General features: G+C 65.3%; 26 protein-coding genes and 3 pseudogenes. 19 read left to right on the top strand and 10 right to left on the bottom strand.

Translation table 11 applies throughout. From position 1 onward, the window contains the following. Positions 1 to 116: 116 nt before the first annotated feature. Both H5J25_RS03585 and H5J25_RS03580 read right to left on the bottom strand, forming a co-directional pair. A complete protein-coding gene (locus tag H5J25_RS03585; RefSeq protein WP_202094782.1) occupies positions 117 to 395 on the bottom strand; it encodes a hypothetical protein in 279 nt (92 codons plus the stop codon). 2 nt (positions 396 to 397) lie between these two features. After that, complete coding sequence (locus H5J25_RS03580) at positions 398 to 1,486, bottom strand: glycerophosphodiester phosphodiesterase (protein WP_404829570.1); 1,089 nt, start codon at positions 1,484 to 1,486, stop codon at positions 398 to 400. 140 nt (positions 1,487 to 1,626) lie between these two features. Here H5J25_RS03580 and H5J25_RS03575 point away from each other — a divergent pair, with 140 nt between their 5' ends. Both H5J25_RS03575 and H5J25_RS03570 read left to right on the top strand, forming a co-directional pair. Beyond that, a complete protein-coding gene (locus H5J25_RS03575; protein ID WP_202094781.1) occupies positions 1,627 to 2,589 on the top strand; it encodes an XdhC family protein in 963 nt (320 codons plus the stop codon). Then, positions 2,586 to 3,161 carry a nucleotidyltransferase family protein gene (locus H5J25_RS03570; protein WP_202094780.1) on the top strand — a complete coding sequence of 192 codons (576 nt, stop codon included), beginning with the start codon at positions 2,586 to 2,588 and terminating at the stop codon, positions 3,159 to 3,161. Before H5J25_RS03575 ends, H5J25_RS03570 begins: the two co-directional genes overlap by 4 nt. Before the next feature lie 252 nt (positions 3,162 to 3,413). On the opposite strand, the pseudogene H5J25_RS03565 reads toward H5J25_RS03570, so the two are convergent. From H5J25_RS03565 to H5J25_RS03540, 6 genes and pseudogenes are all read right to left on the bottom strand, one after another. Further along, positions 3,414 to 4,623, bottom strand: a pseudogene (locus H5J25_RS03565) (ABC transporter permease). Between the two features lie 144 nt (positions 4,624 to 4,767). After that, positions 4,768 to 5,520, bottom strand: a complete 753-nt coding sequence (locus H5J25_RS03560; protein ID WP_202095966.1) for an ABC transporter ATP-binding protein — start codon at positions 5,518 to 5,520, stop codon at positions 4,768 to 4,770. Beyond that, positions 5,510 to 6,895 carry an efflux RND transporter periplasmic adaptor subunit gene (locus H5J25_RS03555; protein ID WP_202094779.1) on the bottom strand — a complete coding sequence of 462 codons (1,386 nt, stop codon included), beginning with the start codon at positions 6,893 to 6,895 and terminating at the stop codon, positions 5,510 to 5,512. The genes H5J25_RS03560 and H5J25_RS03555 overlap by 11 nt, the downstream gene beginning before the upstream one ends. Continuing rightward, complete coding sequence (locus H5J25_RS03550) at positions 6,885 to 8,357, bottom strand: efflux transporter outer membrane subunit (protein ID WP_202094778.1); 1,473 nt, start codon at positions 8,355 to 8,357, stop codon at positions 6,885 to 6,887. The genes H5J25_RS03555 and H5J25_RS03550 overlap by 11 nt, the downstream gene beginning before the upstream one ends. A 161-nt stretch (positions 8,358 to 8,518) precedes the next feature. Next, positions 8,519 to 9,299 (bottom strand): annotated as a pseudogene (locus H5J25_RS03545) (crotonase/enoyl-CoA hydratase family protein). A 36-nt stretch (positions 9,300 to 9,335) separates the two neighbouring features. Then, positions 9,336 to 10,868, bottom strand: a complete 1,533-nt coding sequence (locus tag H5J25_RS03540; RefSeq protein WP_202094777.1) for an acyl-CoA synthetase — start codon at positions 10,866 to 10,868, stop codon at positions 9,336 to 9,338. Between the two features lie 130 nt (positions 10,869 to 10,998). On the opposite strand from H5J25_RS03540, the gene H5J25_RS03535 reads away from it, so the two are divergent. Together H5J25_RS03535 and H5J25_RS03530 are read left to right on the top strand one after the other, a co-directional pair. Further along, entirely contained in the window at positions 10,999 to 11,439 is a 441-nt protein-coding gene (locus tag H5J25_RS03535; protein WP_202094776.1) for a PaaI family thioesterase, read from the top strand. Then, complete coding sequence (locus H5J25_RS03530) at positions 11,439 to 11,819, top strand: PaaI family thioesterase (RefSeq protein WP_202094775.1); 381 nt, start codon at positions 11,439 to 11,441, stop codon at positions 11,817 to 11,819. Before H5J25_RS03535 ends, H5J25_RS03530 begins: the two co-directional genes overlap by 1 nt. Before the next feature lie 4 nt (positions 11,820 to 11,823). Here H5J25_RS03530 and H5J25_RS03525 read toward each other — a convergent pair whose 3' ends face one another. After that, complete coding sequence (locus H5J25_RS03525) at positions 11,824 to 12,999, bottom strand: PQQ-dependent sugar dehydrogenase (protein ID WP_202094774.1); 1,176 nt, start codon at positions 12,997 to 12,999, stop codon at positions 11,824 to 11,826. 165 nt (positions 13,000 to 13,164) lie between these two features. Here H5J25_RS03525 and rimP point away from each other — a divergent pair, with 165 nt between their 5' ends. The 15 genes and pseudogenes from rimP to H5J25_RS03450 all read left to right on the top strand — a co-directional run bounded on the left by rimP (position 13,165) and on the right by H5J25_RS03450 (position 26,312). Further along, positions 13,165 to 13,725 carry a ribosome maturation protein RimP gene (gene rimP, locus H5J25_RS03520; protein WP_202094773.1) on the top strand — a complete coding sequence of 187 codons (561 nt, stop codon included), beginning with the start codon at positions 13,165 to 13,167 and terminating at the stop codon, positions 13,723 to 13,725. A 3-nt stretch (positions 13,726 to 13,728) separates the two neighbouring features. Beyond that, positions 13,729 to 15,312: a transcription termination factor NusA gene (gene nusA, locus H5J25_RS03515; RefSeq protein ID WP_202094772.1), complete on the top strand. Its 1,584-nt coding sequence runs from the start codon at positions 13,729 to 13,731 to the stop codon at positions 15,310 to 15,312. Continuing rightward, positions 15,312 to 15,542, top strand: a complete 231-nt coding sequence (locus H5J25_RS03510) for a tautomerase family protein (RefSeq protein WP_202094771.1) — start codon at positions 15,312 to 15,314, stop codon at positions 15,540 to 15,542. The genes nusA and H5J25_RS03510 overlap by 1 nt, the downstream gene beginning before the upstream one ends. 128 nt (positions 15,543 to 15,670) lie before the next feature. Next, positions 15,671 to 16,377 (top strand): annotated as a pseudogene (locus tag H5J25_RS03505) (DUF448 domain-containing protein). Beyond that, on the top strand, positions 16,374 to 19,112 hold the full coding sequence (gene infB / locus H5J25_RS03500; RefSeq protein WP_202094770.1) for a translation initiation factor IF-2: 2,739 nt from the start codon (positions 16,374 to 16,376) through the stop codon (positions 19,110 to 19,112). Before H5J25_RS03505 ends, infB begins: the two are co-directional and overlap by 4 nt. A gap of 48 nt (positions 19,113 to 19,160) precedes the next feature. Continuing rightward, positions 19,161 to 19,559 (top strand): 30S ribosome-binding factor RbfA, encoded by a 399-nt coding sequence (gene rbfA, locus H5J25_RS03495; RefSeq protein ID WP_202094769.1) that lies wholly within the window; start codon positions 19,161 to 19,163, stop codon positions 19,557 to 19,559. Positions 19,560 to 19,590: 31 nt separating this feature from the next. After that, complete coding sequence (locus tag H5J25_RS03490) at positions 19,591 to 19,869, top strand: AbrB/MazE/SpoVT family DNA-binding domain-containing protein (protein WP_202094768.1); 279 nt, start codon at positions 19,591 to 19,593, stop codon at positions 19,867 to 19,869. An 8-nt stretch (positions 19,870 to 19,877) separates the two neighbouring features. Then, the gene (locus tag H5J25_RS03485; protein WP_225883326.1) at positions 19,878 to 20,255 is read left to right on the top strand and encodes a PIN domain-containing protein; all 378 of its coding nucleotides are present in this window, start codon (positions 19,878 to 19,880) and stop codon (positions 20,253 to 20,255) included. Further along, positions 20,255 to 20,842 carry a thymidine kinase gene (locus H5J25_RS03480; RefSeq protein ID WP_202094767.1) on the top strand — a complete coding sequence of 196 codons (588 nt, stop codon included), beginning with the start codon at positions 20,255 to 20,257 and terminating at the stop codon, positions 20,840 to 20,842. The genes H5J25_RS03485 and H5J25_RS03480 overlap by 1 nt, the downstream gene beginning before the upstream one ends. Positions 20,843 to 20,847: 5 nt before the next feature. Next, on the top strand, positions 20,848 to 21,846 hold the full coding sequence (gene truB, locus H5J25_RS03475; protein ID WP_202094766.1) for a tRNA pseudouridine(55) synthase TruB: 999 nt from the start codon (positions 20,848 to 20,850) through the stop codon (positions 21,844 to 21,846). A gap of 19 nt (positions 21,847 to 21,865) precedes the next feature. Beyond that, positions 21,866 to 22,135 (top strand): 30S ribosomal protein S15, encoded by a 270-nt coding sequence (rpsO, locus tag H5J25_RS03470; protein ID WP_055776754.1) that lies wholly within the window; start codon positions 21,866 to 21,868, stop codon positions 22,133 to 22,135. A 176-nt stretch (positions 22,136 to 22,311) separates the two neighbouring features. Further along, positions 22,312 to 24,699 carry a polyribonucleotide nucleotidyltransferase gene (pnp, locus tag H5J25_RS03465; RefSeq protein ID WP_202094765.1) on the top strand — a complete coding sequence of 796 codons (2,388 nt, stop codon included), beginning with the start codon at positions 22,312 to 22,314 and terminating at the stop codon, positions 24,697 to 24,699. Between the two features lie 177 nt (positions 24,700 to 24,876). Continuing rightward, positions 24,877 to 25,260, top strand: coding sequence for a hypothetical protein (locus tag H5J25_RS03460; RefSeq protein WP_202094764.1), 384 nt, complete (start codon positions 24,877 to 24,879; stop codon positions 25,258 to 25,260). A 126-nt stretch (positions 25,261 to 25,386) separates the two neighbouring features. Then, on the top strand, positions 25,387 to 26,082 hold the full coding sequence (locus H5J25_RS03455; protein WP_202094763.1) for a PAS domain-containing protein: 696 nt from the start codon (positions 25,387 to 25,389) through the stop codon (positions 26,080 to 26,082). A gap of 56 nt (positions 26,083 to 26,138) precedes the next feature. Continuing rightward, positions 26,139 to 26,312: a hypothetical protein gene (locus tag H5J25_RS03450; RefSeq protein ID WP_202094762.1), complete on the top strand. Its 174-nt coding sequence runs from the start codon at positions 26,139 to 26,141 to the stop codon at positions 26,310 to 26,312. A 257-nt stretch (positions 26,313 to 26,569) separates the two neighbouring features. On the opposite strand, the gene H5J25_RS03445 is transcribed toward H5J25_RS03450, so the two are convergent. Further along, the gene (locus H5J25_RS03445) at positions 26,570 to 26,854 is read right to left on the bottom strand and encodes a chorismate mutase (RefSeq protein WP_225883325.1); all 285 of its coding nucleotides are present in this window, start codon (positions 26,852 to 26,854) and stop codon (positions 26,570 to 26,572) included. Positions 26,855 to 26,948 lie beyond the last annotated feature (94 nt).

The raw sequence follows: 26,948 nt of genomic DNA, 5'->3' as shown, positions 1-26,948 counted from the left end.
AGACCTAAGGTCGATCCATCTCTACCGTTCGTCCTGAGCTTGTCGAAGGGCGGGCAGCCCGGGACAGGTGCTTCGACAGGCTCAGCACGAACGGGTCTTTTGAACGTCATCGCACTTTAGAGGCGCTCGTCGCTTGCGCGGAACCCGTCATACGGCCCGCACCCGTCGGGATTTTTACGGCACTTCTTTTCCCATTCGCGCCGCTCCTTGCCTTCGCGTTCCTCGGCCTTGCGCATCTTCTTTCCGTAGTTGCGGTCCGCTTCGCTCTGGCTGGTGGTGGCCCAGTCGACGCCCTTGCCGACGACGCGCACCGGCGCGGTCACGACGCTGGCGACGGTGCGCACGCAGCCGCCCGACAGGAGGGGCAACATGGCGACGAGGATGATCTTGCGCATGGTCATTGATCCGATCGTGATGCGGCGCGGGCCTCTACCCCGATTGCGGTGAAATCGGTGAAGAAACCGTCCACGCCCATGTCGATATACTTCCGGATTTCGTCGGGAAGACGGCCGTGCGCGCGCGGATTGACGCCGGACCACAAGGATGCGGGCAGGAAGTAATTCTCCGCCCGGAACGTCCAGGGATGGACGCGTAAGCCAACGGCATGCGCGTTCGCGACGAAGGCGGTGTCGACCATGTCCTTGTTCGGCCCGACGCCGTAAGCATAGGCGGCGACCGCCCGGAAACCCTCCGCCGTGGTCATCGCCGCATAGCTGGGCACGCCGCCGTCCGCGGGTGCGCCCTTCTTGTCCATCAACTGGATCAGGCGGATAGTGGTCATGCCGTGCAGCGCCTTCAGATTGTTCACCTCGAACGACTGGATGAACACCGGCGCCTTCGCATCGTCCCAGCCCGCCGCCTTCAGTTCGCGCACCAGTCGCGCCTCCATCGGGTGGCCGATCCCGGCGAAATAGCTGGGATGCTTGGTCTCGGGATAGATCCCGACGACGCGCCCGCCGACCGAATGCTTCTTCGCCAGCGCGATGATCTCGGCCAGCGTCGGAATGTCGAACTGGCCGTCGAATTTCGTATTGTCGGGGCGCAGCAGCGGCAGGCGTTCCTTTGCGCGCAACGTCTTCAGTTCGGCGAGCGTGAAATCCTCGGTAAACCAGCCGACATGCTTTTCGCCGTCGATCACCTTGGTCGTCTTGCGCGCGGCGAATTCGGGATGCGCGGCGACGTCGCTGGTCTCGGTGATGTCGTTTTCGTGCCGCGCGACGAACACGTCGTCCTTCGTCAGCACCAGATCGGGTTCGATGAAGTCCGCGCCCTGTTCGATCGCCAGCGTATAGGCGGCGATCGTATGTTCGGGCCGCAGGCCGCTGACCCCGCGATGCGCGATCACGATGACGGGGGAGAGCGGCATCTGTCTGGTCATCACCTGGTCCTTCGTACCCGCCTGTCCGTGCGCCGCGACGGCGGCGACGGCAAGGGCGGCGGCCGCGAGCAGCAAGGCCTTGCGCGGCAGCGTCTTAAAGTGCGTCATGCGGAAACGATCTCCAACCAGCGCGTTACTGCGCCATATGCCATAATGCGCGACGATGCATCGCCGTGATGACAGTATCGCGTCGTGATGCCCCATAGGTGGGGCTTGCGATATGGTTTCCCGCCTGACCGAGGATGACGATGGCCGATAACGATTCCGTGCTGAACGCGGCCGCCGCGTGGCAGGGCCAGCCGATGGCGATCGCGACGGTCGTCAGCACATGGGGATCCGCGCCACGCCCGCGCGGCAGCCATATGATCGTCCACGCCGATGGCCGGTTCGAAGGGTCCGTGTCGGGCGGCTGCGTGGAAAGCGACATCCTCGCCACCGCCGCCGACGTCATCGCGGGCGCGCCGTTCGCCGTGAAGACGTACGGCGTGGAGGATGCCGCCGCGTGGGAGGTCGGCCTGCCCTGCGGTGGCGAGATCGCCGTGATGGTGCAGCCGGTATCGGCGGAAGGGTTCGACCCGGAACTGTTCGCCGCGCTGGCGCAGGCGCGCGATGCGGGCAAGGCGCTGTCCGTGACGACCGATCTGGATACGGGCGCGAGCTCTTTGCGGCCGATGCAGGGGGCCGTGTTCGTCAACCGCTACGATCCGCCGCGCCGCCTGCTGATCGTCGGCGCGGTGCAGATCGCGCAGTCGCTTGCCGGGTTGGCGCGCGAACTGGGCATCGCGACGGTGGTGATCGATCCGCGCGCGCGTTTCCTGACGGAGGAACGGTTTCCGGGCATCACGCTGGACGATCGCTGGCCGGACGAGGCGGTTGCCGCCTATGCGCCCGGCCCGTCCACGGCGGTCGTCACGCTGAGCCATGATACGAAGATCGACGATCCCGCGCTGATCGCCGCTTTGGCGACCGACGCGGCCTATGTCGGCGCCTTGGGGTCGCGTCGCAGCCATGCCGCGCGGCGCGAACGGCTGGCGGCGGCGGGGGTGAGCGAGGACCGGATCGACCGGATCGACGGACCGGTGGGGCTGGATATCGGTGCGATCGGCCCGGCCGAGATCGCGCTGTCGATCGCCGCCGCGATGGTCGCTGCGTTCAATGCGCGGGAGGGCGTCAAGCAGCCCGCGCCCGCGATGCTGTCGGCGAACGCATGATTCCGGCGGAGCGCGTTGTCCTGATCCTGCTTGCGGCGGGGCGATCCGAGCGGTTCGGGGCGCGCGACAAGCTGACCGAGGATTTCCTGGGCAAGCCGCTCGCCTTCCACGTCGTGACCGCGCTGGAGGCGGTGCCGTTTCGCGAGCGGATCGTCGTGCAGAACGGCACGATGATGGATTTCGCGGCGCGCGGATACCGCGTGATCCATAACGAGCGGCCCGAGATCGGCATGTCCAATTCGGTGAAACTGGGCGTCGCGAGCGCGCGGGCGGGCGGAGCGGAAGCGGTGCTGATCGCGCTGGCGGACATGCCGCGCGTCACCGCGACGCACGTCTACCGCCTGCTGGACGGCGCGGACGGGCCGGACGCGGTGGTTGCCTCCAGTGACGGGACGAAGCCCTGCCCGCCTGCGCTGTTCGGCGCGGGGCGGTTCGACGCGTTGCTCGGGCTGGAAGGCGATGAGGGCGCGCGGGCGATGATCGCGGGGGGCAAGCATGTCGTGGCGGCGGCGCATGAGTTGCTGGATATCGACCGGCCGGAGGATCTGGAGCGGTTGCGGGCCTTGGCGTGAGGAAGAAGGTTGGTTCGCGCAGAGGCGCGGAGGGCGCAGAGAGGGAGAGAGGACGCGAAGCTTACCTTCCCTTTTATTCTTCGCGTCTTCGCGCCTTCGCGAGAACAAAACTTCTGGGCGTTAACCATGCTGAGCGAGAAAAAGGTTTTCACGCGAAGGCGCGAAGGCGCGAAGAAGGATTTTAGGAAAGCTGCCGCTTTCGGTTCTTGTTCTTCTCCGCGTTCTCAGCGCCTCTGCGCGAACGGACCTTCCCTATTCGTGCCGGAGCGCGTCGATCGGGTTCAGTCCCGCGGCGCGGCGGGCGGGGAAATAGCCGAAGACTACGCCGATCACCGCGGAGATCCCGAAGGCGAGCAGGTTGATTTCGGGGACGAAGATATATTCGACCTTGATCAGCGGGACGAGGCTGATGATCGCGACCTGTGCCAGCACCAGCCCGATCAGCCCGCCGAGGCACGACAGCGCCACCGCCTCGACGAGGAACTGCAACAGCACCTCGCGCGCGACGGCGCCGATCGCGAGGCGGATGCCGATCTCTCGCGTGCGCTCCGTCACCGATACCAGCATGATGTTCATGATGCCGATCCCGCCAACGATCAGGCTGATCGCCGCCACCGCGGTGACGATGCTGGTCAGCAGGGTCGTCGTGCTGCTCAGCGTATCCGAAATCTGCTTGGTATCGAAGATGTTGAAGTCGTCATCCTTCGACCCCGTGATGTTGCGCCGTTCGCGCAGCAGGGTCGGTGATCGCGGCCTGCACCGTCGCGGTCGAATACGCAGGATCGACTCCGACCAGCATCAGCCGGATATCGCGATTGCCGGTGAAGCGGCGTTGCACGGTCTTGATCGGCATGATCACGACGTCGTCCTGATCGCCGCCGAACCCGGCCTGCCCGCGCGTCGACAGGGTGCCGATCACATCGCACGACACCGACCCCAGACGGATGCGCCGCCCGACCGCCTGACCGCCGCGGAACAGGTTCTGGCTGACGGTGCTGCCGATGATGCAGACCGATTTGCCCGCCTGTTCCTCCGCCGGCATGAAGCTGCGTCCGGCGGTCAATGGCCAGGGCTGGACCTGGAAATAGGCGGAGGTGGTGCCGTTGATCGTGGTCGACCAGTTCGCGCCGTCATAGATGGCGGTGGTGGTCGCCTGCGCCTGCGGTGCGACCGCGCTGACGCCGGCAATCTGTTCGCGGATCGCCTCCGCATCCTCGGGCTTGAAGTCGGACGGGCGCGGCCCGCCGCCGCCGCGGCCGAAGCCTTGCCCCGGGCGCACCTGCAGGATGTTGCTGCCGAGCGATGAGATGGAGGATTGCACCGCCTTGGTCGTAGCGCGACCCAGAGTGACCATCGTCACCACCGCCGCGACGCCGATGATGATGCCGAGCGCGGTGAGCACCGAGCGCAATTTGTGCCGCATGATCGACCGCAAGGCGAGGGTGAGCGTGGTGCCGAACATCAGCTTTCTTCCCCCCTCCCGCTTGCGGGAGGGGTCGGGGGGAGGAACGCGCAGAGGGCAAGCGACGGTGTGGTAGCACGCGACGCCCCTCCCCGGCCCCTCCCGCGAGCGGGAGGGGAGTAGAAGAAAGAAGAAGAAGCCCGCTCACGCTTCCACCTCTTCGCCCTGGCGGTGCTGCGCCTCGATCCGTTCGACCAGACCGTCCTTGAAGTGAACCACGGTGCGCGCGAACGCGGCCATTTCGGGTTCATGCGTCACCATCAGCACGGTTATGCCGTTCTCGCGGTTGAGATCGGTCAGCAATTGCATGATCTCGACCGAGCGTTCGGAATCCAGATTGCCGGTCGGTTCGTCGGCAAGAAGCACCTGCGGAGAGGTGACGATCGCGCGGGCGATGGCGACGCGCTGCTGCTGACCGCCGGACAGTTCGGCGGGCGTGTGATCCCACCACTGCTTCAACCCGACCTTGTCGAGTGCGGCCATCGCCGCGTCGCGCCGCGCCTGCTTCGCATCGCCGCGATACAGCAGGGGCAGCTCGACATTCTCCAGCGCGGAAGTGCGGGCGAGCAGGTTGAACCCCTGGAACACGAAGCCGAGATATTTGCGGCGCAACAGCGCGCGCTGGTCGCGGTCGAGATCCTCGACATGATGGCCGCGAAACTCGAACGTCCCGCCGGTCGGCACGTCGAGACAGCCGAGGATGTTCATCGTCGTCGACTTGCCCGATCCGCTGGCCCCCATCACCGCGACGAAATCGCCCGACTGGATGTCCAGATCGACCCCCTTCAGCGCTTGGAACGCGGTCGCGCCCTGGCCGTACGTCTTGGTCACGCCGCGTAGCCGGATGATCGGCGTGGCGTCGGCGGTGCCTGAAGAGGGGGCGGCGTCAGTTGCCACTGCGCTGACCGCCGCCCGCGCCGCCACCGGCGGATCGGCGTCCACCGCCCGCACCGGGCTTGGCGTCGCCACCGCTCGCAAGCTGGCCGGTGATGACGTCCATGCCCGGTTTCAGATCGCCGCCGGTGACTTCGGTCAGCGATCCGTTGGTTTCGCCGGTGACGACGTTGATCGCCTTGGGCTTGCCCGCCGCATCCTTGATATAGACGGTCTGCGTCGCGCCGCGGCCGACCTTGGCGGTGCGTTCCTGACCGCCACGCCGTGGACGGAAGGTCAGCGATCCGGCAATGCCCCCGCCACTGCCCGACGCACCCGCCGCCGGATCGACCGGCTTGAAGCGGAGCGCGGCGTTCGGGACCAGCAGCACATTGCTCTTCGCGGTGGTGACGATATCGGCTGTCGCCGTCATGCCGGGGCGCAATTGCTGGTCCGCATTGGCGACGCTCAACGTCGCGGCATAGGAGACGACGGTGTTGGTCGCCGTGGTCGTCGTCGTCGCGGTCGAGCTTTGCGCGCTCAAATTCGAGCCGAGATCGACGCGCGTGATCTTCGCCGGGAACGTCTTGCCGGGAAAGGCATCGACGGTGAAGGTCGCCGCCTGTCCCTCGCGCACCGTGCCGACATCCGCCTCGTCGATCGCGACTTCCAGCTTCATCGCCGACAGGTCCTGCGCGATGACGAACAGGGTGGGCGTGCTGAACGATGCCGCGACGGTCTGGCCCGGTTCGATCTGGCGCGCCAGCACCACGCCGTTGACGGGCGACCGGATGACGGTGCGCAGCAACTGCGTCTCGTTGGAGGACAGGGTCGCGCGTGCGGCCTGCACGTTGGCCTGCGCCGCGCGGAGGTTCGCCACGCCGCGCGCGCGTTCCGCGATCGCGGTGTCCAGTTCGGTCTTGGCGGGGACGCGGCCGTTCGACAGGCGGCTGACTTCGCGGAAGCGCGCGAGCGTCGCATCCGCCTGCGACAGCGTCGCCTGCGCCTGCTGCACGGCGGCGACGTTTGCCGCGAGCGCCGCCTTGCTCTGGTTCACCGTATCCTGGAACCGCGCGGGATCGACCAATGCGAGCGGCTGCCCCGCGGTCACGCGGTCGTTGACGTCGACCACCACCTTGGTGACCAGACCGGACAGCTCGGAGCCGACATCCACCTGGTTGGTCGGCGCGAGCTTTCCGGTCGCCGAGACCGTCACCTGGAACGATCCGCGCGTGACCTTGTCGGTCGAATACTGGACCGCATCGCTGCCGCCGAAACAGCTTTTCAGGAGGAAAGCGAGCAGCACGACGCCGACTAACACTGCGACCCATTTCAGATATTTGCGCCACGCCGGCACCGGCTTCGTGCCGAGGAAATCGTCGATGTTACTATCGGCCATTCGAAACATCCCTTGGGGGGGCTTGCGGCGCACCGGCGGCGGCATCCCAGCCTCCGCCGAGCGCGAGATACAATTGGATCAGCGCCTGCGCGCGATCGGACTGCGCCTGCGACAGGCCGTTCCGCGCCGTCAGCAGGCTCGCCTCGGTCGTGTTCAGCGTGGTGAAATCGGTCAGGCCTGCCCGGTACTGGCTGCGCGACAGGATCGCGGAGGTGTTGGCCGCATCCAGCGCGATGGCGAATTCGGCGGCGCGGCGCTTTGCGGAATCCAGCGCAACAACGGCATTCTCGACATCCTCGAGCCCGGTCAGCACGGTGCCTTTATAGGCCGCGAACGCCGCATCCGCCGCCGCCTCGTTCGACCGCACCTGCGCGCGCAATCGCCCGCCGTTGAAGATCGCTTGTGTCAGCCCGGCGAACAATTGCCCCGTAACCTGTTCGAACAGATTGCCCACCGCGGTCGCATTGGTGCTGACCGAACCGCTGATCGCGAGCGCGGGATAGAGCGCCGCCTTCGCCACGCCGATCTGCGCGGTCGCGGCGGCAAGGTTGCGTTCGGCCGCGCGGACATCGGGGCGATTGCGCAGCGTGTCGGCGGGGATGCCGACCGCGACGTCCGCCGGCCCGGTCGGGATCGCCCGCGCCGCCGCCATTTCCTCCTTCAGCGCGCCCGGCGCCTGCCCCGTCAGCACGCCGATCCGCGAGACGGCCGTGTTGTAATTCTGTTCGATCGTCGGGATCGTCGCGGCGGTCTGCGCGCGCTGCGAGCGCGCCTGTTCGGCGTCCAGCGAAGACACTAGACCCGCCTGTACGCGGAAGCCGGCAATCTCCAGATTGTCGTCCTGGATCGCCAGCGAATTGCGCGCGTTCGCCAGTTGCGCCTGATACAGGCGGGCGAGGACGTAGTTTCGCGCCGCCTCGCTTTCCGCCGAAATCTGCACCGTCGCGAGGTCGTAGCCGGACGCGGCATATTGCGCGGACGTCGCCTCGACCGTGCGGCGCACCTCGCCGAACAGCCCCAGTTGGTAGGACGCATTTCCGCCGACCGAGAAGCTGTCGCCCGACCCGCGCGAGATCGTCGTTACCGTGCCGTCGGGCAACGTCACCGTACTCGCCCCGGTGAAATCGATCGCGCGCGTATAGCCGGCTGACCCCGATACGGAGGGCAGCAATTGCGCCCGCGACTGAACGAGGCTTTCGCGCGCCTGACGCAGCCGCGCGACGGCCTGCGCGATATCGAGATTGTTGGCGCGCGCCTGCTCGACGATGCGGGCGAGCAGCGGATCGTCGAAACCGGTCCACCAGGCCGAGATGTCCGTCGCGTTCCGGCTGTTCGCGGGGACGGAATAGGCGTCCGGCACGCCCAGTTCGGACGGGGCAGCGGGGCGATAGTCAGGCCCGACCGAACATGCCGCGAGCGGTGTCGAAACGAGAAGCGCCGTGAGTATGCGGGACCGTACCATCACGTACAGATGGCAAGCCGATCGAACGGCGTCCATCGCTTTATTGTCGCAACTTGTCGCCGTGATCAGGAAGGTCAGCGGGGTTGGCCGAGATGGAAGCCGCCGAGGAAAAGGTCGGCGTTATGCCATCCCGCTTCAATCCCATCCATTCGTGCCGAGCGTCAATCCTGAAACACTGGCGCGCGTTTGCCCATGTTGGCGGCGACGGCTTCCATCATGTTCGGCTTGCCGATCACCTTGATCTGTTCGTCCGTCTCCGCGACCAGCATCGCCCGGGGATCGGCGTCGTGCGCCATATTGCACAGCCGCTTGGCACCGCGGATCGCATGCGGGCTACGGCCGGCGATCGCGCGAGCGAGGTCCATCGCGGCAGCGTGGGGATCGTCGGCGATGCGGGTGACGAAGCCATGTGACAGCGCCTCCTCCGCCCCAAATTCGCGCGCGGTGTAGACGAGTTCGCGCAGCACGTCGTCGCGCACCAGCCCGCGCCAGATCGGGAAACCGGCCATGTCCGGCACGAGGCCCCAATAGGTCTCGCGGATCGCGAAAGCGGCTGCCGGGCGCGGCGATGCGGATGTCCGCGCCGCTCATGATCTGGAAACCACCACCCATCGCGACGCCGTGTACCGCCGCGATCACGGGCATCGGCAGGTTGCGCCAGCCCCAGGTGACGTGTTGCGGCAGGATGCTGCCCTGTTCGTTGCGCTCATGCCCGGTGCCGGATCCGCCCGCGGCCATGCTCGCCATGTCCAGCCCGGCGCAAAAGGCCCGCCCCTCGCCCGACAGGACGACGCAGCGCACGTCGGTGCGGGTCGCCAGTTCGTCGATCGCCGCGCCGATGCCTTCAAACATCGCCGGGTCGATCGCGTTCATCTTGTCGGCGCGGGTCAGCTTCACGTCGGCGATCTGGTCGGTGACGGTGATGGATACGCGGTCGTTCATGTCAGTCTCTCCACACGGCGCTTGATCTGTTTCTGGTCACACAATCCGACTGTCGCTCTCGCCCCAATAGCGATCGCGAAGCAAGCGCTTGTACAATTTGCCGGTCGGGTGGCGGGGCAGTTCGGCGGCGAAGTCAATCTGACGCGGAGTCTTCACGCCCGACAGTTCGGCCCGGCACCATGCGGTGAGTTCGGCCGCCAGCGCGTCGCCCGCTTCGGTCATGTCGACCGGCTGGACGACCGCGATGACTCGTTCGCCCATCTCCGCATCCGGCCCACCGATCACCGCGACATCGGCGACGCGCGGATGCGTGATCAGCCGGTTCTCGATCTCCTGCGGATAGATGTTCACCCCGCCCGAAATGATCATGAAACTCTTGCGATCGGTCAGATACAGGAAGCCGTCGGCATCGATCCGCCCGATATCGCCCAGCGTCGTCCAGCCTTTCGGATGGCGCGCCTCGGCGGTCTTGTCGGGATCGTTATGATATTCGAACGTGCCGCCATCGCCGAAATAGATCAGCCCTTCCTCGTCCGCGCCGAGTTCCTCGCCCGCCTCGTTACAGACGTGGAGCGCGCCGTACACCGCACGCCCGACCGATCCGGGGTGCGCGAGCCAGGCCGGCGAATCGATCGCGGTCAGGCCATTCCCTTCCGACCCGGCATAATATTCGAACAGCACCGGACCCCACCAGTCGATCATCGCATGCTTGACCGGCACGGGGCATGGCGCGGCGGCGTGGATCGCGACCTTCAGCGTGGACAGATCGTGTGCAGCACGAACCGCGGGATCGAGCTTCAGCATCCGCACGAAATGCGTCGGCACCCACTGGCTGGCGGTCACCTTGTAGCGTTGGATCGCGGCGAGCGCGGCCTCGGGATCGAAATGGCGCATCATCACCACCGTCCCGCCCAGCCGCATCACGGTCATCGACCAGCGCAGCGGCGCGGCATGATAGAGCGGCGCAGGGCTGAGATAGATCGTGTCCCCATTCAGTTTGTACAGCGCCTGCGCCAGTTGCATCAGCACGTTGGGCGCGGCGATCGCCGGATCCTCGGGCAGGGCGACGCGCACGCCCTTCGGCCGTCCCGTCGTGCCGGACGAATAGAGCATGTCGACACCGGCGCGTTCGTCCGCGATCGGCGTGTCCGGCATCGCGGCGACCGCGCTTCGCCAGTCGTCATACCCCGCCACCGGGCCGAGCGCGAAGCCGGTACAGTCGCCCAGATCGACCTGCGCCGCCACCGCCGAAAGCGCCTCGCCGGTGACGAGCAGCCTCGCACCGGAATCGCGCAGGATGTACTCGACTTCGGGTGCGGTCAGTTTCGACGGGATGCAGACGTAGAACAGCCCGCTGCGTTGTGCGCCCCAAACCAGGTCGAAATATTCGGGAACGTTGTCCAGGAAGATCGCGATCGTATCTCCCGCGGCCAGCCCGCGGTCGCGGAACAGGTGTGCGGCGCGGTTCGAACGGCGGTCGAGTTCGCCATAGCTGATCGTCTCTCCGCTATCCGCGACGATCAGGGCCGGCTTGTCCGCATAAGTCGCGGCATGGACGCTGGGATGCACCCGTCTCTCCTATCGGTTGTATTTTGCAACCGAAGCTAGGCTGCCTCTTCGCGGGCGGCAATATGGAAACCGATGCGCGGTCCCCGGGCCCCATTTGCCTCCCCGCGACGGATGTGTAGAGCCTGCGCGCATGACCACACCGCCAGCCTTCGTCTTTGATCCCCGACGCTTCCTGAAGAATGGCGCCGGTGGGCACGGCAGTCATTTGGGCATGAGCTATCATGCGCACGGTCCCGACTGGGCGGAGATGGCGATGCCTTATGATCCGCGACTGATCGGCGATCCGGAAAGCGGCGTGATCGCCAGCGGGCCGATCCTGTCGATGATGGACATGGTGACCAGCATGTCGGTGTGGCTGAAACTGAACGGGTTTCGCGCGCATGCGACGTTGGACCTGCGGGTGGATTATCTGCGTCCCGCGACTCCCGGCAAAACGGTGATCGGACACGGCGAATGCTACCGCGTCACGCGCTCGATCGCGTTCGTGCGCGGGCAGGCGCATGACGGCGATCCGGACGATCCGCTTGCGCATGTCGCGGGCACGTTCATGGCGCCGGAGGGCTATTTCTGATGCTGCCGCCCTATGCCGAAACACTCGGCCTCCGCATCGATCCTGACCATGAAGACGGCTGCACTTTGGTCATGCCCTATGCCGATGGCGTGCTCGGGCGGCCCGGCTTCCTGCATGGCGGCGCGATCAGCGGGCTGATGGAAATGGCGGCGATCGTCGCACTGCGCCGCGCGCTGGAGGAAGAGGGCGGCGGCCGGATCAAGCCGATCAACGTCACCGTCGATTTCATGCGCGGCGGGCGCGACAAGCTGACCTACAGTCGCGGCATCGTCACGCGGCTGGGCAAACGCGTCGCCAATGTCGAGGCGACGGCCTGGCAGGACGATCCCGCCAAGCCGATCGCCGCGGCGCGGATGAACTATCTGATCGTCCGCGACTGAGCGGTCATGTGCGCGGGGTCAGCTTGATCAGGCGACCTTGCGATCCATCCTTGCCATCCTCCAGCACGTAGATCGCGCCGTCGGGGCCTTGCTCGACCTCTCGGATGCGCGCGCCCATGTCCCACTGGTCGCCCTTCGCGGCGTTCGTACCGTTCAGGTCGACGCGGATCAGCGCCTGTGACGACAGGCCGCCGATAAAGGCATCGCCCTTCCACGCCGGGAACAGATTGCCCGAATAGATCATCAGCCCACCGGGCGAGATGACGGGGTTCCACGAGACTTTCGGTGCCTCGAATCCGTCGGACGGCGTGTGATCGGGAATGTCCCGCCCGTCATAATGGCTGCCGTTGGACGCCCTGGGCCAGCCGTAATTCTTGCCGGGCAGGATCAGGTTCACCTCGTCCCCGCCCTTCGGTCCCATTTCCTGCTCCCACAGATTGCCCTGCGCATCGAACGCGATGCCAAGCAGGTTGCGGTGGCCATAGGACCAGACGGCCGGGTGGAATCCCTGTGCCGCCAGCGGATTGCCCGGTGCCGGCTTGCCGTCGAGCGTCAGGCGGAGGACCTTGCCGAGCGTCGCCTTGGGATCCTGCGCGGGCTCGAATTTCTGACGCTCGCCCGCGGTGAAGAACAGATACTTGCCATCGGGCGAAAACGCGATCCGGCCGGAATAATGGCCGTTGCCCGGCACCAGCGGCGTGCCGTTGAATAGCGCCTCGATCTCGCCGAGCCGCTCGCCGCCCTTCCCGCCGCCATCGGGCCGCAACCGCCCGCGCGCGAGGATCACCGCCTTGCCGCCCGACTGTCCCTCGATCTGCGATGAGGAGTAACTGAAATACACGCGCTGGCTGGTCGCGAAATCGGGCGCGGGAACGATGTCCATCAAGCCGCCCTGCCCCGCCGAATCGACCGTGACGTTCGCGACGACCTCCCGCTTCTTGCCATCGGCGGAGACGAGCAGGATGCGGCCCTGCTTCTCCGTCACCAGCATGCTGCCATCGGGCAGGAACGTCATCGCCCAGGGCGCATCGAAATCGGCGACGACCGTTTGAGCGAACGGCTTGTCCAACACCGTCGCGGCCGGGTTGGCGGCGGTGGCGGTTGCCGCTTCCTGTGCGGCCGGCGCATTGCCGCTGCAGGCGATCAGGAGGACGGGCAAGGCAAGTGTAACTGGGCGCATGATAATTCCGTTTTCCATAGGGTCATGATGCTAACGCAGTTCGTCCCGGTTGGATGCTTGCCAGCGGCGCCGCTTGGGACTATATCGCCCTCACTCTCTACATCGTCAGGTGAAGAGGCTGGAGCCACCCGGTTCCGGCGCCGAACGCTCATGTCTGGAACTTAGTTGGTCGATACCGCGAAACTGACCGCATTGATCGCTCCCGAGGCCGAGGCCCTGGGCTTCGATCTCGTGCGTGTGAAGATGTTCGGCGGCGCGGGCGACCTGACGTTGCAGGTGATGGCCGAACGCCCCGATACGCGCCAGTTGACGATCGACGACTGCGCCGATCTGTCGCGCCGCATCTCGGACGTGATGGATGCCGAGGATCCGATCGAGAGCGAATATCGCCTCGAAGTGTCGTCGCCCGGCATCGATCGGCCGTTGACGCGACTGAAGGATTTCAGCGACTGGGCCGAACATGAGGCACGGATCCAGCTGACCGAACAGGTCGAGGGCCGCAAGGTCCTGACCGGCATGCTGAAAGGTGTGGACGGCGACCGGATCACGATCGACCTGCCCAAGCACGGCCTGATGACGATCGGTTTCGATCAGGTCGGCAATGCCAAGCTGGTCCTGACCGATGCATTGATCGCCGCGACCCGGCCTTTGTCGGTCGAGGGTGTCGAGGAAGAAGAATTCGAAGACGAAGAGGCGCTGGAAAGCGCGCATAAGGACGAAGGATAAATCATGGCTCTCAGCGCCGTTTCCGCCAACAAGGCCGAATTGCTCGCCATCGCGAATGCCGTCGCGACCGAGAAGATGATCGACAAGGCGATCGTGATCGAGGCGATGGAGGACGCGATCCAGCGTGCCGCCCGCTCGCGCTACGGCGCCGAGAACGACATCCGCGCGAAGCTGGACGGCCAGACCGGCGACCTGCGTTTGTGGCGCGTCGTCGAGGTCGTCGAGCAGGTCGACGATTACTTCAAGCAGGTGAATCTGAAGGAAGCCGAGAAGCTTCAGAAGGGCGCGGTCGTCGGCGACTATATCGTCGATCCGCTGCCCCCGATCGAATTCGGCCGCATCGCCGCACAGGCCGCCAAGCAGGTGATCTTCCAGAAGGTCCGCGATGCCGAGCGCGAGCGTCAGTATGAGGAATTCAAGGATCGCATGGGCGAGATCATCACCGGTGTGGTGAAGCGCGTCGAATTCGGTCACGTCGTGGTCGATCTGGGCCGTGCGGAAGGCGTGATCCGCCGCGATGCGCAAATCCCGCGCGAAGTTGTGCGCGTCAACGACCGCATCCGTTCGCTGATCCTGAACGTCCGCCGTGAGAATCGCGGTCCGCAGATCTTCCTCAGCCGCGCGCATCCCGACTTCATGAAGAAGCTGTTCGCGCAGGAAGTGCCCGAAATCTACGACGGCATCATCGAAATCAAGGCCGCTGCCCGCGATCCGGGTTCGCGCGCGAAGATCGGCGTTATCTCGCATGACAGCTCGATCGATCCGGTCGGCGCATGCGTCGGCATGAAGGGCAGCCGCGTCCAGGCCGTCGTGCAGGAAATGCAGGGCGAGAAGATCGACATCATTCCCTGGTCGCCGGACACCGCGACGTTCGTCGTCAACGCGCTTCAGCCGGCCAGCGTGTCGCGCGTCGTGATCGACGAGGAAGAGGACCGGATCGAGGTCGTCGTTCCGGACGATCAGCTGTCGCTGGCGATCGGCCGTCGTGGCCAGAACGTCCGCCTCGCGTCGCAGCTGACCGGCAAGGCGATCGACATCCTGACCGAACAGGATGCGAGCGAGAAGCGCCAGAAGGAATTCGCCGAGCGGACCGAGATGTTCCAGACCGAGCTGGACGTCGATGAGACGCTGGCACAGCTGCTCGTCGCCGAAGGCTTCGGCGCGCTGGAAGAGGTCGCCTATGTCGAGGCGAGCGAAATCGCCATGATCGAAGGGTTCGACGAGGATCTGGCCGCAGAGCTGCAGAGCCGCGCGACCGAAGCACTGGAACGTCGCGAGGAAGCCAACCGCACCACCCGTCGCGAGATGGGCGTTTCGGACGACCTGGCGGCGCTGCCGCACCTGAACGAAGCGATGCTCGTCACGCTCGGCAAGGCTGGCATCCTGACGCTGGACGATCTCGCCGATCTGGCGACCGACGAATTGGTGCAGAAGAAGCGCCAGGAACAGCGCCGCCGCGCAGAGAGCGACAACAAGCGTCCAGAGGACAAGGGCGGCGTGCTTGGCGAATACGGCCTGACCGACGAGCAGGGCAACGAGATCATCATGGCCGCGCGCGCGCACTGGTTCGAGGAAGAAGAGGCCTGATGCCGTTCGTCAGCATCCGCATTTCGGGCTCGGCGAGCCGCGACCAGAAAGCCGGGATCGTCGAGGACGTCACCGCCAGCCTGGTCGCGCGCCTCGGCAAGAACCCGAATGCGGTGCAGATCGTGATCGAGGAAGTGAGCACGGAGAATTACGGCGCGGGCGGACAACTGATCGCCGACCGGGATGCGCCGAAATCGCAGGAGGACGCTCATGCGGAATCCTCGCGATGACACTTTAGGCGCCACATCTTCCCCCCTCCCGCTTGCCGGAGGGGCCGGGGAGGGACCGAAGTCAGTCCTTCCGCCGCGAATACGCCCTCCCTGACCCCTCCCGCAAGCGGGAGGGGAATAACGACCCCATCCGCCGGTGTATCCTGCTGGGCGACCGCGCGCCGCGGGCCGCGCTCGTGCGGCTGGCACTGTCGCCGGACGGTGCGGTGCTGCCCGACGTGCGGGCCAAGGCGCCCGGTCGCGGGGCGTGGATCGGGGTTACCAGGGCGCAGCTGGAAACGGCGATCGCCAAGGGCAAGCTGAAGGGCGCACTCGCCCGGGCGTTCAAGACTGGGCCGATCGACATTCCCGACGATCTGCCGGCGAAGATCGAAGCCGCGCTGGAACGCGCCGCACTGGACCGGCTCGGGCTCGAGTCGCGCTCCGGCGGACTTTTTCCGGTGCGGAGAAGATCGAGACGGCGGCGCGGTCGGGCAAGCTTCACCTGCTGCTTCACGCCTGCGACGCGGGTACCGACGGCAACCGGAAACTCGACCAGGCATGGCGTGTCGGGTCGGATCGCGAAGGCGAAGACGTAAGGGGCTTGGTTCTGCCGGTGCCCCGCACCATATTGGCCGTGGCACTGGGCAGGCAAAATGTGGTACATATAGGCCTGACTGATCCCGATGCGGCGAAGCGCGTGCGAGAATCGCTTGAGCGCTGGCTGCATTTCATCGGCCCTGACCCAATTCTCCCGCCTTGCGAAACGGCCTCGCAGGGCGCATCGGCGTTCCCCGAAAACGCCGGTGACGCGATCGACGATACGGCCGAAGATAGTTACGAGGAATTCGAGTGAGCGATACCGAAAACGAAAAGCCGAAACTGGGCATGCGCGCGCCGCTGGGGCTGAAGCGCACGGTCGAGACGGGCAAGGTGAAGCAGAGCTTCAGCCATGGCCGCTCGAACACCGTGGTCGTGGAAGTGAAGCGCCGTCGCATCCTGGGGCCTGGCGCCGCGCAGGAAGCGCCGCCCGTGGAGGACGCCGCTCCGGCACCGGTCGCGGCACCGCCCGCACCGCCGCCCCCGCCGCCTTCGCCCGCGCAGTCGCCGGGCAACTCGCTGCTGTCCCGTCAGGAATTGCAGGCCAAGCTGTTGCGTGAGGCGGACGAGGCGCGGATGAACGCGCTCGAGGAAACGCGTCGTCGCGAAGAGCGCGAGCGGATCGAAGCGCAGGAAGCCGAACGCAAGCGGGCCGAAGAAGCCCGTCGTGCGGGCGATGCCGCCGACAGCCCCGCCGCGCCCGAACCCGCGCCGCAGCCCGTCGCGGCCCCTGCCCCGACGCCTGCGCCCGAGGCTCCTGCCGCACCGGCTCCGGTTGCGGCACAGCCAGCGGCCGCTCCGGCGCCGACCCCCGCGCCTGCTCCGGCACCCGCGCCTGCCCCGGCTCCTGCGCCCGCGCCCGCTCCGCTGACCTTCGGTCTCGACCCGAGCATGCCGGCACCGCGCCGCTTCACGCCCGTGCCGCGTCCGGAACGGCCGAAGCCCGCCCCCGCCCCCGTCGCGCAGCCCGAGGCTCCCGCCCCGGCGGCGACCGGCACCGCGGCTCCGGCGACGCCCGGCAGCCCGATCAAGCGCGCCGGCGAGACGCTGCAACGTCCGCAGCAGACTCCGTCGCGTGGCCGTACCGGTGACGAACGTCGCGGCGGCAAGCTGACCGTCAACCGTGCGCTGAACGATGGCGATGGCGCGCGTGCGCGCTCGCTCGCGGCATTGAAGCGGGCCCGCGAAAAGGAAAACCGCCGTCTCGGCGGCCCGCGCGAGGCGCAGGCCAAGCAGGTTCGCGACGTCGTCGTTCCGGAAGCGATCACGGTTCAGGAACTCGCTAACCGCATGGCCGAAAAGGGTGCGGATCTGGTCAAGACGCTGTTCAAGATGGGCATGCCCGTCACGATGACGCAGACGATCGATCAGGATACGGCCGAGTTGCTGGTCACCGAATTCGGCCACAACATCGTCCGTGTCAGCGATTCCGATATCGATATCGCGATCGAGACGGATGCCGATGCGGAAGATACGCTGAAGCCGCGTCCGCCGGTCGTCACGATCATGGGCCATGTCGATCACGGCAAGACCTCTTTGCTCGACGCGTTGCGCGGCACCGACGTGGTGCGCGGCGAAGCCGGCGGCATCACGCAGCATATCGGCGCCTATCAGGTCACGTTGAAGGACAAGTCCAAGGTGACGTTCCTGGATACGCCGGGCCACGAAGCGTTCACGGAAATGCGCCAGCGCGGCGCGAACGTGACCGATATCGTCGTGCTCGTCGTGGCGGCGGACGACAGCATCAAGCCGCAGACGGTGGAGGCGATCAACCACACCAAGGCGGCGGGCGTACCGATGATCGTCGCGATCAACAAGGTCGACAAGCACGGCGCCAATCCGCAGAAGGTCCGCGAGGAACTGCTGCAATATGAGGTGATCGTCGAGGAAATGTCCGGTGACGTGCAGGACGTGGAAGTCTCCGCGCTGCAGAAGACCGGGCTGGACGAGCTGATCGAGAAGATCCAGCTGCAGGCCGAATTGCTCGAACTGAAGGCCAATCCGGATCGCCCCGCCGAGGGCACGGTGATCGAGGCGAAGCTCGACAAGGGCCGCGGCCCGGTCGCGACGATCCTCGTTAACAAGGGGACGCTGAAGGTCGGCGATATCTTCGTCGTGGGTGCGGAAAGCGGCAAGGTCCGCGCGATGACCAACGACAAGGGCATGCAGATCAAGGAAGCCGGTCCTTCCATGCCGGTCGAGGTGCTCGGCCTGTCCGGCGTGCCGCGTGCGGGCGATCCGCTGTCGGTCGTCGAGAACGAGGCACGCGCTCGCGAGGTCGCCGAATATCGTCAGGGCGTCATCACGTCCAAGCGCACGGGCGGTGGTCCGGCGAGCCTGGAATCGATGTTCAGCGCGCTGAAGGAAAAGCAGGCGATCGAATATCCGCTTGTGGTCAAGGCCGACACGCAAGGGTCGGTCGAGGCAATTGTGGGTGCGATCAACAAGATCTCGACTGATCTGATCAAGGCGCGCGTGCTGCACGCGGGCGTCGGCGGCATCACCGAGAGCGACGTGACGCTGGCCGGGGCATCGGGAGCACCGATCATCGGCTTCAACGTCCGTCCGAACGCCAAGGCCCGCGAGATCGCCGAACGGCAGAAGGTCGCGTTCAAATATTACGACGTGATCTACACGCTGACGGACGAGATTCGCGCCGGCATGGCGGGCGAGCTTGGCCCGGAGGCGTTCGAAACGGTCGTCGGCCGTGCCGAAATCCGCGAAGTGTTCTCCGCCGGCAAGCACGGCAAGGCGGCGGGTATCCTCGTCACCGAGGGCATTATCCGCAAGGCGCTCAAGGCACGCATCACCCGGGACGATGTCATCATCTACCAGGGCGAGATTGCGTCGCTGCGTCGCTTCAAGGACGATGTTCCGGAAGTGCGCGCCGGTCTGGAGTGCGGCGTGACGTTCACGTCGAACTTCGTGGACATCAAGTCGGGCGACTATCTCGAGACGTTCGAAGTCGAACTTCGCGAACGCACGCTGTAATCCTCAGCCCCTCCCCCGTGTTTCGCGGGGGAGGGCCAGGACATCGATATGAAGACCAACGATCCGCAGGAAAAGTCCGTCCGCACGCTCCGCGTCGGCGAACAGATGCGCCATACGCTGAGCGACATCCTCGCGCGCGGCGACGTGCATGACGAGACGCTTGCCAAACATATGGTCACCGTGACGGAAGTGCGCATGTCGCCCGATCTCCGCCACGCGACGGTGTTCATCAAGCCGTTGCTCGGCAAAGACGAGGAAAAGGTGCTGAAGGCGCTCCGCACCAACACCGCCTATCTCCAGCGCGAAGCCGCGGCGCGCGTGCAGATGAAATATGCCGCGAAGCTGAAATTCCTCGCCGACGAAAGCTTCGACGAGGGCAGCCATATCGACAAGCTACTCAAGGATCCGAAGGTCGCGCGGGATCTGGCAGGTAGCGACGACGATTGACTCAGGTGCCGGTAAGACGCATCTTACTAGCGTGAACACGCAAACGACTCTTTCCGAAAAAGGCCAGGTGGTCATTCCGAAGGATGTCCGCGATGCGCTGGGGTTTGTGGCGGGGCAAAAGCTCGACGTCATCCGCTCGGGCAACGGCGTATTCCTTCGCCCGGCACAACAGAAGAGCGGACGGACGACGGATGAGATCGTCGCCGAGTTGCGGAAGCTCTACAAGCACGAAGGACCGGCTGCGACTATCGACGAGATGAACGCCGCCGTCGACGCGATGTTCGCGGCAAAGTCGAAGGACGACACCTGACCCGCGCCGTGGATACCAACGTACTGGTACGGCTCATTACCGGGGACGATGCTGCACAGGCGGCGCTCGCCCTATCGGCGCTCGATCAGGATTTCGTGTTGTTGGCGACCGTCATGGTGGAAGCCGAATGGGTTCTCAGATCGCGGTACCGGATGGACAGACCGCAACGTGCGGCAGCGCTGAAGATGATCATAGATTTGCCCCATGCCGTGGATATTCCTGAAAATGCGGAGTGGGCGCTCGCCCGGATGATGGAAGGCGCCGATTTCGCTGATATGATGCATGTTGCCGCCGCCAAGGGTGCTTCAGGCTTCGCGACATTCGACAAAGCGGTCGCAAACGATGCAGGAGTGGATACGCCGGTTCCGATCGAGACGCTCAACTGATGGCCAAGCTCTACTTCTACTACGCGTCGATGAATGCGGGAAAATCCACCAACCTGCTACAGGCCGATTTCAACTATCGCGAACGCGGGATGCGGACGGTGTTGTTCACGGCGGCAATCGACGACCGGTTCGCGGCGGGGACGATCACTTCCCGGATCGGGCTGCATGAAAACGCCATTGCGTTCGAACGCGACACCGATCTGCTGTCGATCGTGCACCGTGCGGGCGAGGCCCTCCCCGCCTGCGTGCTGGTGGACGAAGCGCAGTTCCTGACAGCGGCGCAGGTCGATCAGCTCGCGACGTTGGCCGATACACACGGCGTTCCGGTGCTGGCCTACGGGTTGCGCACCGATTTTCAGGGACAGTTGTTCGAAGGGTCGGCGCGATTGCTGGCGATCGCGGACTCACTGGTCGAGATCAAGTCGGTCTGCGTCTGCGGACGCAAGGCGACGATGAACCTGCGCGTCGATGCGCAGGGCGTGCCCGTCGCGCAGGGCCGGCAGACGGAAATCGGCGGGAACGACCGCTACGTCGCCTTGTGCCGCAAGCATTTCACCGCGGCACTGGCCGGTGGCGCGACGGTCTGACGACGATGCATGGCTGGATAATCCTCGACAAGCCATTGGGGCTTGGATCGACACAGGGCGTGTCGGCGGTGAAGCGTGCACTGCGCCAGGGCGGGTACGGCAAGTTCAAGGTCGGTCACGGCGGGACGCTGGATCCGCTGGCGACGGGCGTGCTGCCGATCGCTGTCGGCGAGGCGACGAAGCTCGCCGGGCGGATGCTCGACGGCGACAAGGTGTACGACTTCACGATCCGGTTCGGCGTGCAGACGGATACGCTGGATCTGGAGGGCGTGGAGATCGCGACGTCGGACGTGCGCCCGACATCGGCGCAGCTCGCGGCGGTGCTGGGCCGGTTCACCGGGCCGATCGAGCAGGTACCACCGGCCTATTCCGCGCTGAAGGTCGATGGGCAGCGCGCCTATGATCTTGCGCGCGCCGGGGAAGAGGTGATGCTGGCGAGCCGGTCGGTAACGATCCATTCGCTTCACTCCTCCCCGGCACGGGGAGGGGGACCGTCCGCTTCTTCAGCGGATGGTGGAGGGGGGCCTCCACAAGCCGAGCGCTCGCGGCTCGTCCCCTCCACCGCTAGCGGTCCCCCTCCCCGTGCCGGGGAGGAACTGGAGGAGGCAACCCTCACCGCGCACGTGTCCAAGGGAACGTACATCCGCAGCCTCGCACGAGACATCGCGCTGGCGCTCGGAACGGTCGGTCACGTGACGATGTTGCGGCGGACGAAGGCCGGTCCGTTCGACCTGTCCGGCGCGATATCGCTGGACAAACTGGACGAACTTGCTATGGCCCGCGCGCTAGAAGACGTAACTTTGCCCTTGAGGGCGGCGCTGGACGACATCCCGGCTCTCCCTCTTACCTCCGATCAGGCAGGGGCGCTCCGACAGGGGCGTGTTTTGGTCGGGGTCGCCGCAGACGATGGCCAGCATTTCGCGTGTTTCGGGGATATCCCGGTCGCGCTGGTGGAGGTTCAGGACCATGAGGTCCGCGTCGTCCGTGGCTTCAACCTGGATTGATGTCGAGGAACGAATACACATGACGATTACCGCAGAGCGCAAGGATGCGCTGGTCAAGGATCACGGCCGCGCCACTGGCGATACCGGTTCCACCGAAGTTCAGGTCGCGATCCTCACCGAGCGTATCCGCAACCTGACCGAGCATTTCAAGACGCACAAGAAGGACAACCATTCGCGCCGCGGGCTGCTGATGATGGTCAACAAGCGTCGCTCGCTGCTGGATTACCTCCGTCACAAGGATGGTCAGCGTTATACCGATCTGATCGCCAAGCTCGGGTTGCGCAAGTAACCCAGACAGTCACGAAACGGCGCCTTCGGGCGCCGTTTCCATATTCAACCCCTTTCGCCATCCCGCAATTCGGCGGCTTGGCTAAGCAGGGCCACGAAAGGCCCGAAACCGCGCGGACCGGTTAGTCCGCAGATAGGCCCCGCGGCGCATAGGGCGCCCGGAGTGAAGGAAATAAAATGTTCGATACCAAAACCGTAAGCGCCCAGTGGGGCGGCAAGACCCTGACGCTGGAAACCGGCCGCGTCGCACGCCAGGCCAATGGCGCCGTGCTCGCCACGTTGGGCGAAACCGTCGTGCTGTGCGCCGTCACCGCCGCACGCACCGTGAAGGAAGGGCAGGATTTCTTCCCGCTCACCGTCCACTATCAGGAAAAGTATTCCGCAGCCGGCCGCATCCCCGGTGGCTTCTTCAAGCGTGAACGCGGCGCGACCGAAAAGGAAACGCTGACCAGCCGCCTGATCGATCGTCCGATCCGCCCGCTTTTTCCGGAAGGTTTCTACAACGAAATCAACGTGATCTGCCAGGTCCTCAGCTATGACGGCGAAAACGAGCCGGACATGCTGGCGATGGTCGCGGCCTCCGCTGCACTGACCATTTCGGGTGTGCCGTTCATGGGCCCGATCGGCGCTGCGCGCGTCGGCTATATCGACGGCGAATACATCCTGAATCCGACGCTGGAGCAGGTGAAGGAAGGCGAACTCGATCTGGTCGTCGCCGCCACCGGCAACGCCGTGATGATGGTCGAATCCGAAGCCAAGGAGCTTTCGGAAGAGGTCATGCTGGGCGCCGTCCAGTTCGCGCACAAGGCGTGCCGCGAAGCCGCCAACCTGATCATCGATCTGGCCGAGCAGGCTGCCAAGGAGCCTTGGGAAATGGCCGAGCAGGCCGACCTGTCGGCGGCCAAGGACAAGCTGAAGAAGCTGATCGGCAAGGACATCGCCGCCGCCTACAAGGTGACCGACAAGTCCAAGCGTTCGGACCTGCTGAATGCCGCACGCGCCAAGGGTAAGGAAGCCTTTGCCGATGCCGCACCGCAGGACCAGATGGCTGCCGGCAAGCTGATGAAGAAGCTGGAAGCCGAGATCGTTCGCGGCGCCATCCTGAAGGACGGCAAGCGAATCGACGGTCGCACGACCACGCAGATCCGTCCGATCGAGGCGATGGTGCACTTCCTGCCGCGTACGCACGGTTCGGCGCTGTTCACGCGCGGCGAGACGCAGTCGATCTGCACCACCACGCTTGGCACGCGCGATGCGGAGCAGATGATCGACGGGCTGAACGGCCTGAACTACGAACACTTCATGTTGCACTACAACTTCCCGCCCTATTCGGTCGGTGAAGTCGGTCGCTTCGGTGCTCCCGGTCGTCGTGAAGTCGGCCACGGCAAGCTCGCCTGGCGCGCTCTGCACCCGGTCCTGCCGGCGAAGGAAGACTTCCCGTACACGATCCGCGTCCTCTCCGACATCACCGAGTCAAACGGCTCGTCGTCGATGGCGACGGTGTGCGGCGGTTCGCTGTCGATGATGGATGCCGGCGTGCCGCTGAAGCGCCCGGTTTCGGGCATCGCGATGGGCCTGATCCTGGAAGGCAAGGACTTCGCCGTCCTGTCCGACATCCTGGGTGACGAGGATCATCTGGGCGACATGGACTTCAAGGTCGCTGGCACGTCCGAAGGCATCACCACGATGCAGATGGACATCAAGATCGCCGGCATCACCGAAGAGATCATGGGCAAGGCACTGGCGCAGGCCAAGGAAGGCCGCGCGCACATCCTCGGCGAAATGGCCAAGGCGCTCGATCACACGCGTGAAGAGCTGTCGAGCCATGCACCGCGCATCGAGACGATCACGATCGACAAGTCGAAGATCCGTGAAGTCATCGGCACCGGCGGCAAGGTGATCCGCGAGATCGTCGCGCAAACGGGCGCCAAGGTCGACATCGACGACGAGGGCGTGATCAAGGTTTCGTCCAGCGATCACGCGCAGATCGAAGCCGCGATCAAGTGGATCAAGGGACTCGTGGAAGAAGCCGAAGTCGGCAAGGTCTATGACGGCAAGGTCGTCAACCTGGTCGATTTCGGCGCGTTCGTGAACTTCATGGGCGGCAAGGACGGTCTCGTCCACGTTTCGGAGATCCGCAACGAACGCACCGAAAAGGTCTCGGACGTCCTCTCCGAGGGCCAGGCCGTGAAGGTCAAGGTCCTCGAAATCGATCCGCGCGGCAAGGTTCGCCTGTCGATGCGCGTCGTCGATCAGGAAACCGGTGCCGAGCTGGAAGATACCCGTCCGGCACGTGAACCGCGCGAAGGCGGTGATCGTCCGCGTGGCGAGGGCCGTGGCCCGCGTCGTGACGGCGATGGCGGTCGTGGTCCCCGTGGCGATGGCGGCGGGCGCGGCGAAGGCCGGGGTGATCGTGGTCCGCGTCGCGATGGCGATGGTGGCCGTGGTCCTCGTCGCGATGGCGGCGGCAGCGGAGAGCGTGCTCCCCGTGCCGAGCGTTCGGGCGACGATAACGGTCCTGCACCGGAATTCGCACCCGCATTCCTGACCGGCGATCGCGACTGATCGCTCGACCAAGTCGAACAAAGAAAAGGGGCTCGGGCGACCGGGCCCCTTTTCTCGTTTTATTTTACAAAAGCTGCGAGACTTGAGAATAATCAGCGACGGACCGCGCAAATTGTGAAAGATTACCCTGCCGATCGCTTACAGGAGGGGGCCTGTTCGCGGACGCAGGGGGCGGGAATGACGGGCGAGGCAGCGAGACAGAAGGCGCAGGACGACGATATCCTGTCGCCCGATCAACTGGTTTTGCAGGCCCGGCGCTCGATCGCGGTGCGGCGGGCGTTGATGGCACACCTCCCCTCCTCTCTCATTCCCGATCCCTCCCTGGATTTTCTGTCGGCGCTGTACGTCGCCCACGCCGTCGGCGGACGCGGCTTGAGTCGACGCCAACTTTGCGAGCAGACCACGGTCGCGGCGAATGTCGGGGCGCGGTGGGTGGGCGCGTTACGGGCAGAAAACCTCGTCGTCGAACAGGCCGATGAAACCCGCCTGAGCGCGCAAGGACTGCGCCTGGTCGAAGACGGCCTGAAGGCGGTGCTCCTCGCCTCGCACGCCATCCGGTAAGGCATAGGGCGGCGCGCCGACGATCGCTGCCCTCCCAATCTCCTGATATCCGTGGTGGATTCCGTAGCGTTCGCACGGTAACGGTGCTGCGCACGGGCGACGTACGCCTCATTCGGAAAGTCGAAGATGAAGAATGCGGGCCGGATTGTCATCGACGCCACCGGGACGATCCTGGAAGCCGATGATGCCTTCTCCGCCACGATGCGCGAGCAGAAGAGCCTGGTCGGCGCGAACGCGATCGCCATCACCGCGCTGGGCGACCGCGACCGGTGCACCAAGCTGGTCGCGCAGATCGTCGCGGACGGCCTGCCGATCGCGACGTTCAAGCGGCTGATCCGGGCGGATGGTTCGAACATCTGGGTCCGCAACCAGTTGCGATCGATCGGCACCCCGGACGAACCACGGATCGAGATCAAGCTGGAGGCGAGCCTGCCCCCGAAGGGATGGGTCGCGCCCGACCGGCTGTTGCTCGTCGCCCGGCTTGTCTTCGAAAGCCGGCGCGAACGCGTGCGCTCGTTCGGATCGGACCTGTTCACCGATCATGCGTGGGACCTGTTGCTGTCCGCCTATATCTGCGAGGCGGAGGGCACGCTGATCACGATCGCACAGTTGCACGCCCGCGCCGGCATCTCGCTCGCCACCGGATCGCGCTGGATCCGCGCGCTCGCCGCTGAAGGGCTGCTCGAATATGAGGATGGCGGCAATCACGCGCTGATCACAACGCCGTTCCGTCTGACCGCCGCGGCGCATCACAAGTTCGAGGTGTACCTGTCGGATCTGTACGAAAAGGGTGCAAACGGGCGACAGGTTGCGCTAGGTTAGTGACTGGTCGCAAGCAGGGGTCGAAAACAGGTGGCGGTGCATCGGAGTTTGTTGCGATGGACGAGATGACGGTCATGACCTGTGTGGCGCACATCCGCGCCGCTGCGAAATTGTGTGAAGATGCCGGCATGCTGGCCTGCTGGGCGAACCTGCTCGGCGTGGCGGACCAGTTGCTGGAATCCGCCGACATAGCGGCAACGGTCGGCACGGACCTGCGCCGGGATATCTGACGGCGGGCGCGGCTGGGGCCGGAAGCTCGGCGATGGTTATCCTCTGGTTCCACCAGCCCCGTTCGTTTCGAGCGAAGTCGAGAAACATGCCACGCGGACCATCAAAGCGGTTTCTCGACTTCGCTCGAAACGAACGGGCGAATTAGACACCGCAGCAAGGCGTTGCCGCGACACTACGGCGGGCCATCGAAACTCCACTCATCCGTTCCCCCTGAGCGTGTCGAAGGGCATGCCCCGGGGTCCAAACAAACCCGCCCCTACGCCTCCGAAGCAAACTTCTCGTGATGTCGGATCACTTCGTCGATGATGAAGCGCAGGAACTTCTCGCTGAATTCGGGATCCAGATTGGCGTCCTTCGCCAACCCCCGAAGCCGCGTGATCTGCATTTCCTCGCGGTTCGGATCGGCGGCGGGAAGGTCGGTCGCCGCCTTGTAACGCCCCACCGCCTGAGTCACCTTGAACCGTTCGGCCAGCAGGAACACCAAAGCTGCGTCGATATTGTCGATGCTCTGGCGATAGCCGCTCAGCGTTTCGTCGGTCACACACCCTCCTGCGGCGAATTTCTCGCCTTTTGCGGGTGCGAAGCCCTTCGTGCAAGCCCGGCGGGGCGTGCTTGGGGTTGCGTTTGTCCGCGTG

The organism is Sphingomonas aliaeris (genome assembly GCF_016743815.1).
Classification (GTDB): Bacteria; Pseudomonadota; Alphaproteobacteria; order Sphingomonadales; family Sphingomonadaceae; genus Sphingomonas; species Sphingomonas aliaeris.
The sequence above is the reverse complement of the archived record's forward strand: the minus strand, read 5'-3'. Positions and strand labels throughout refer to the sequence as shown.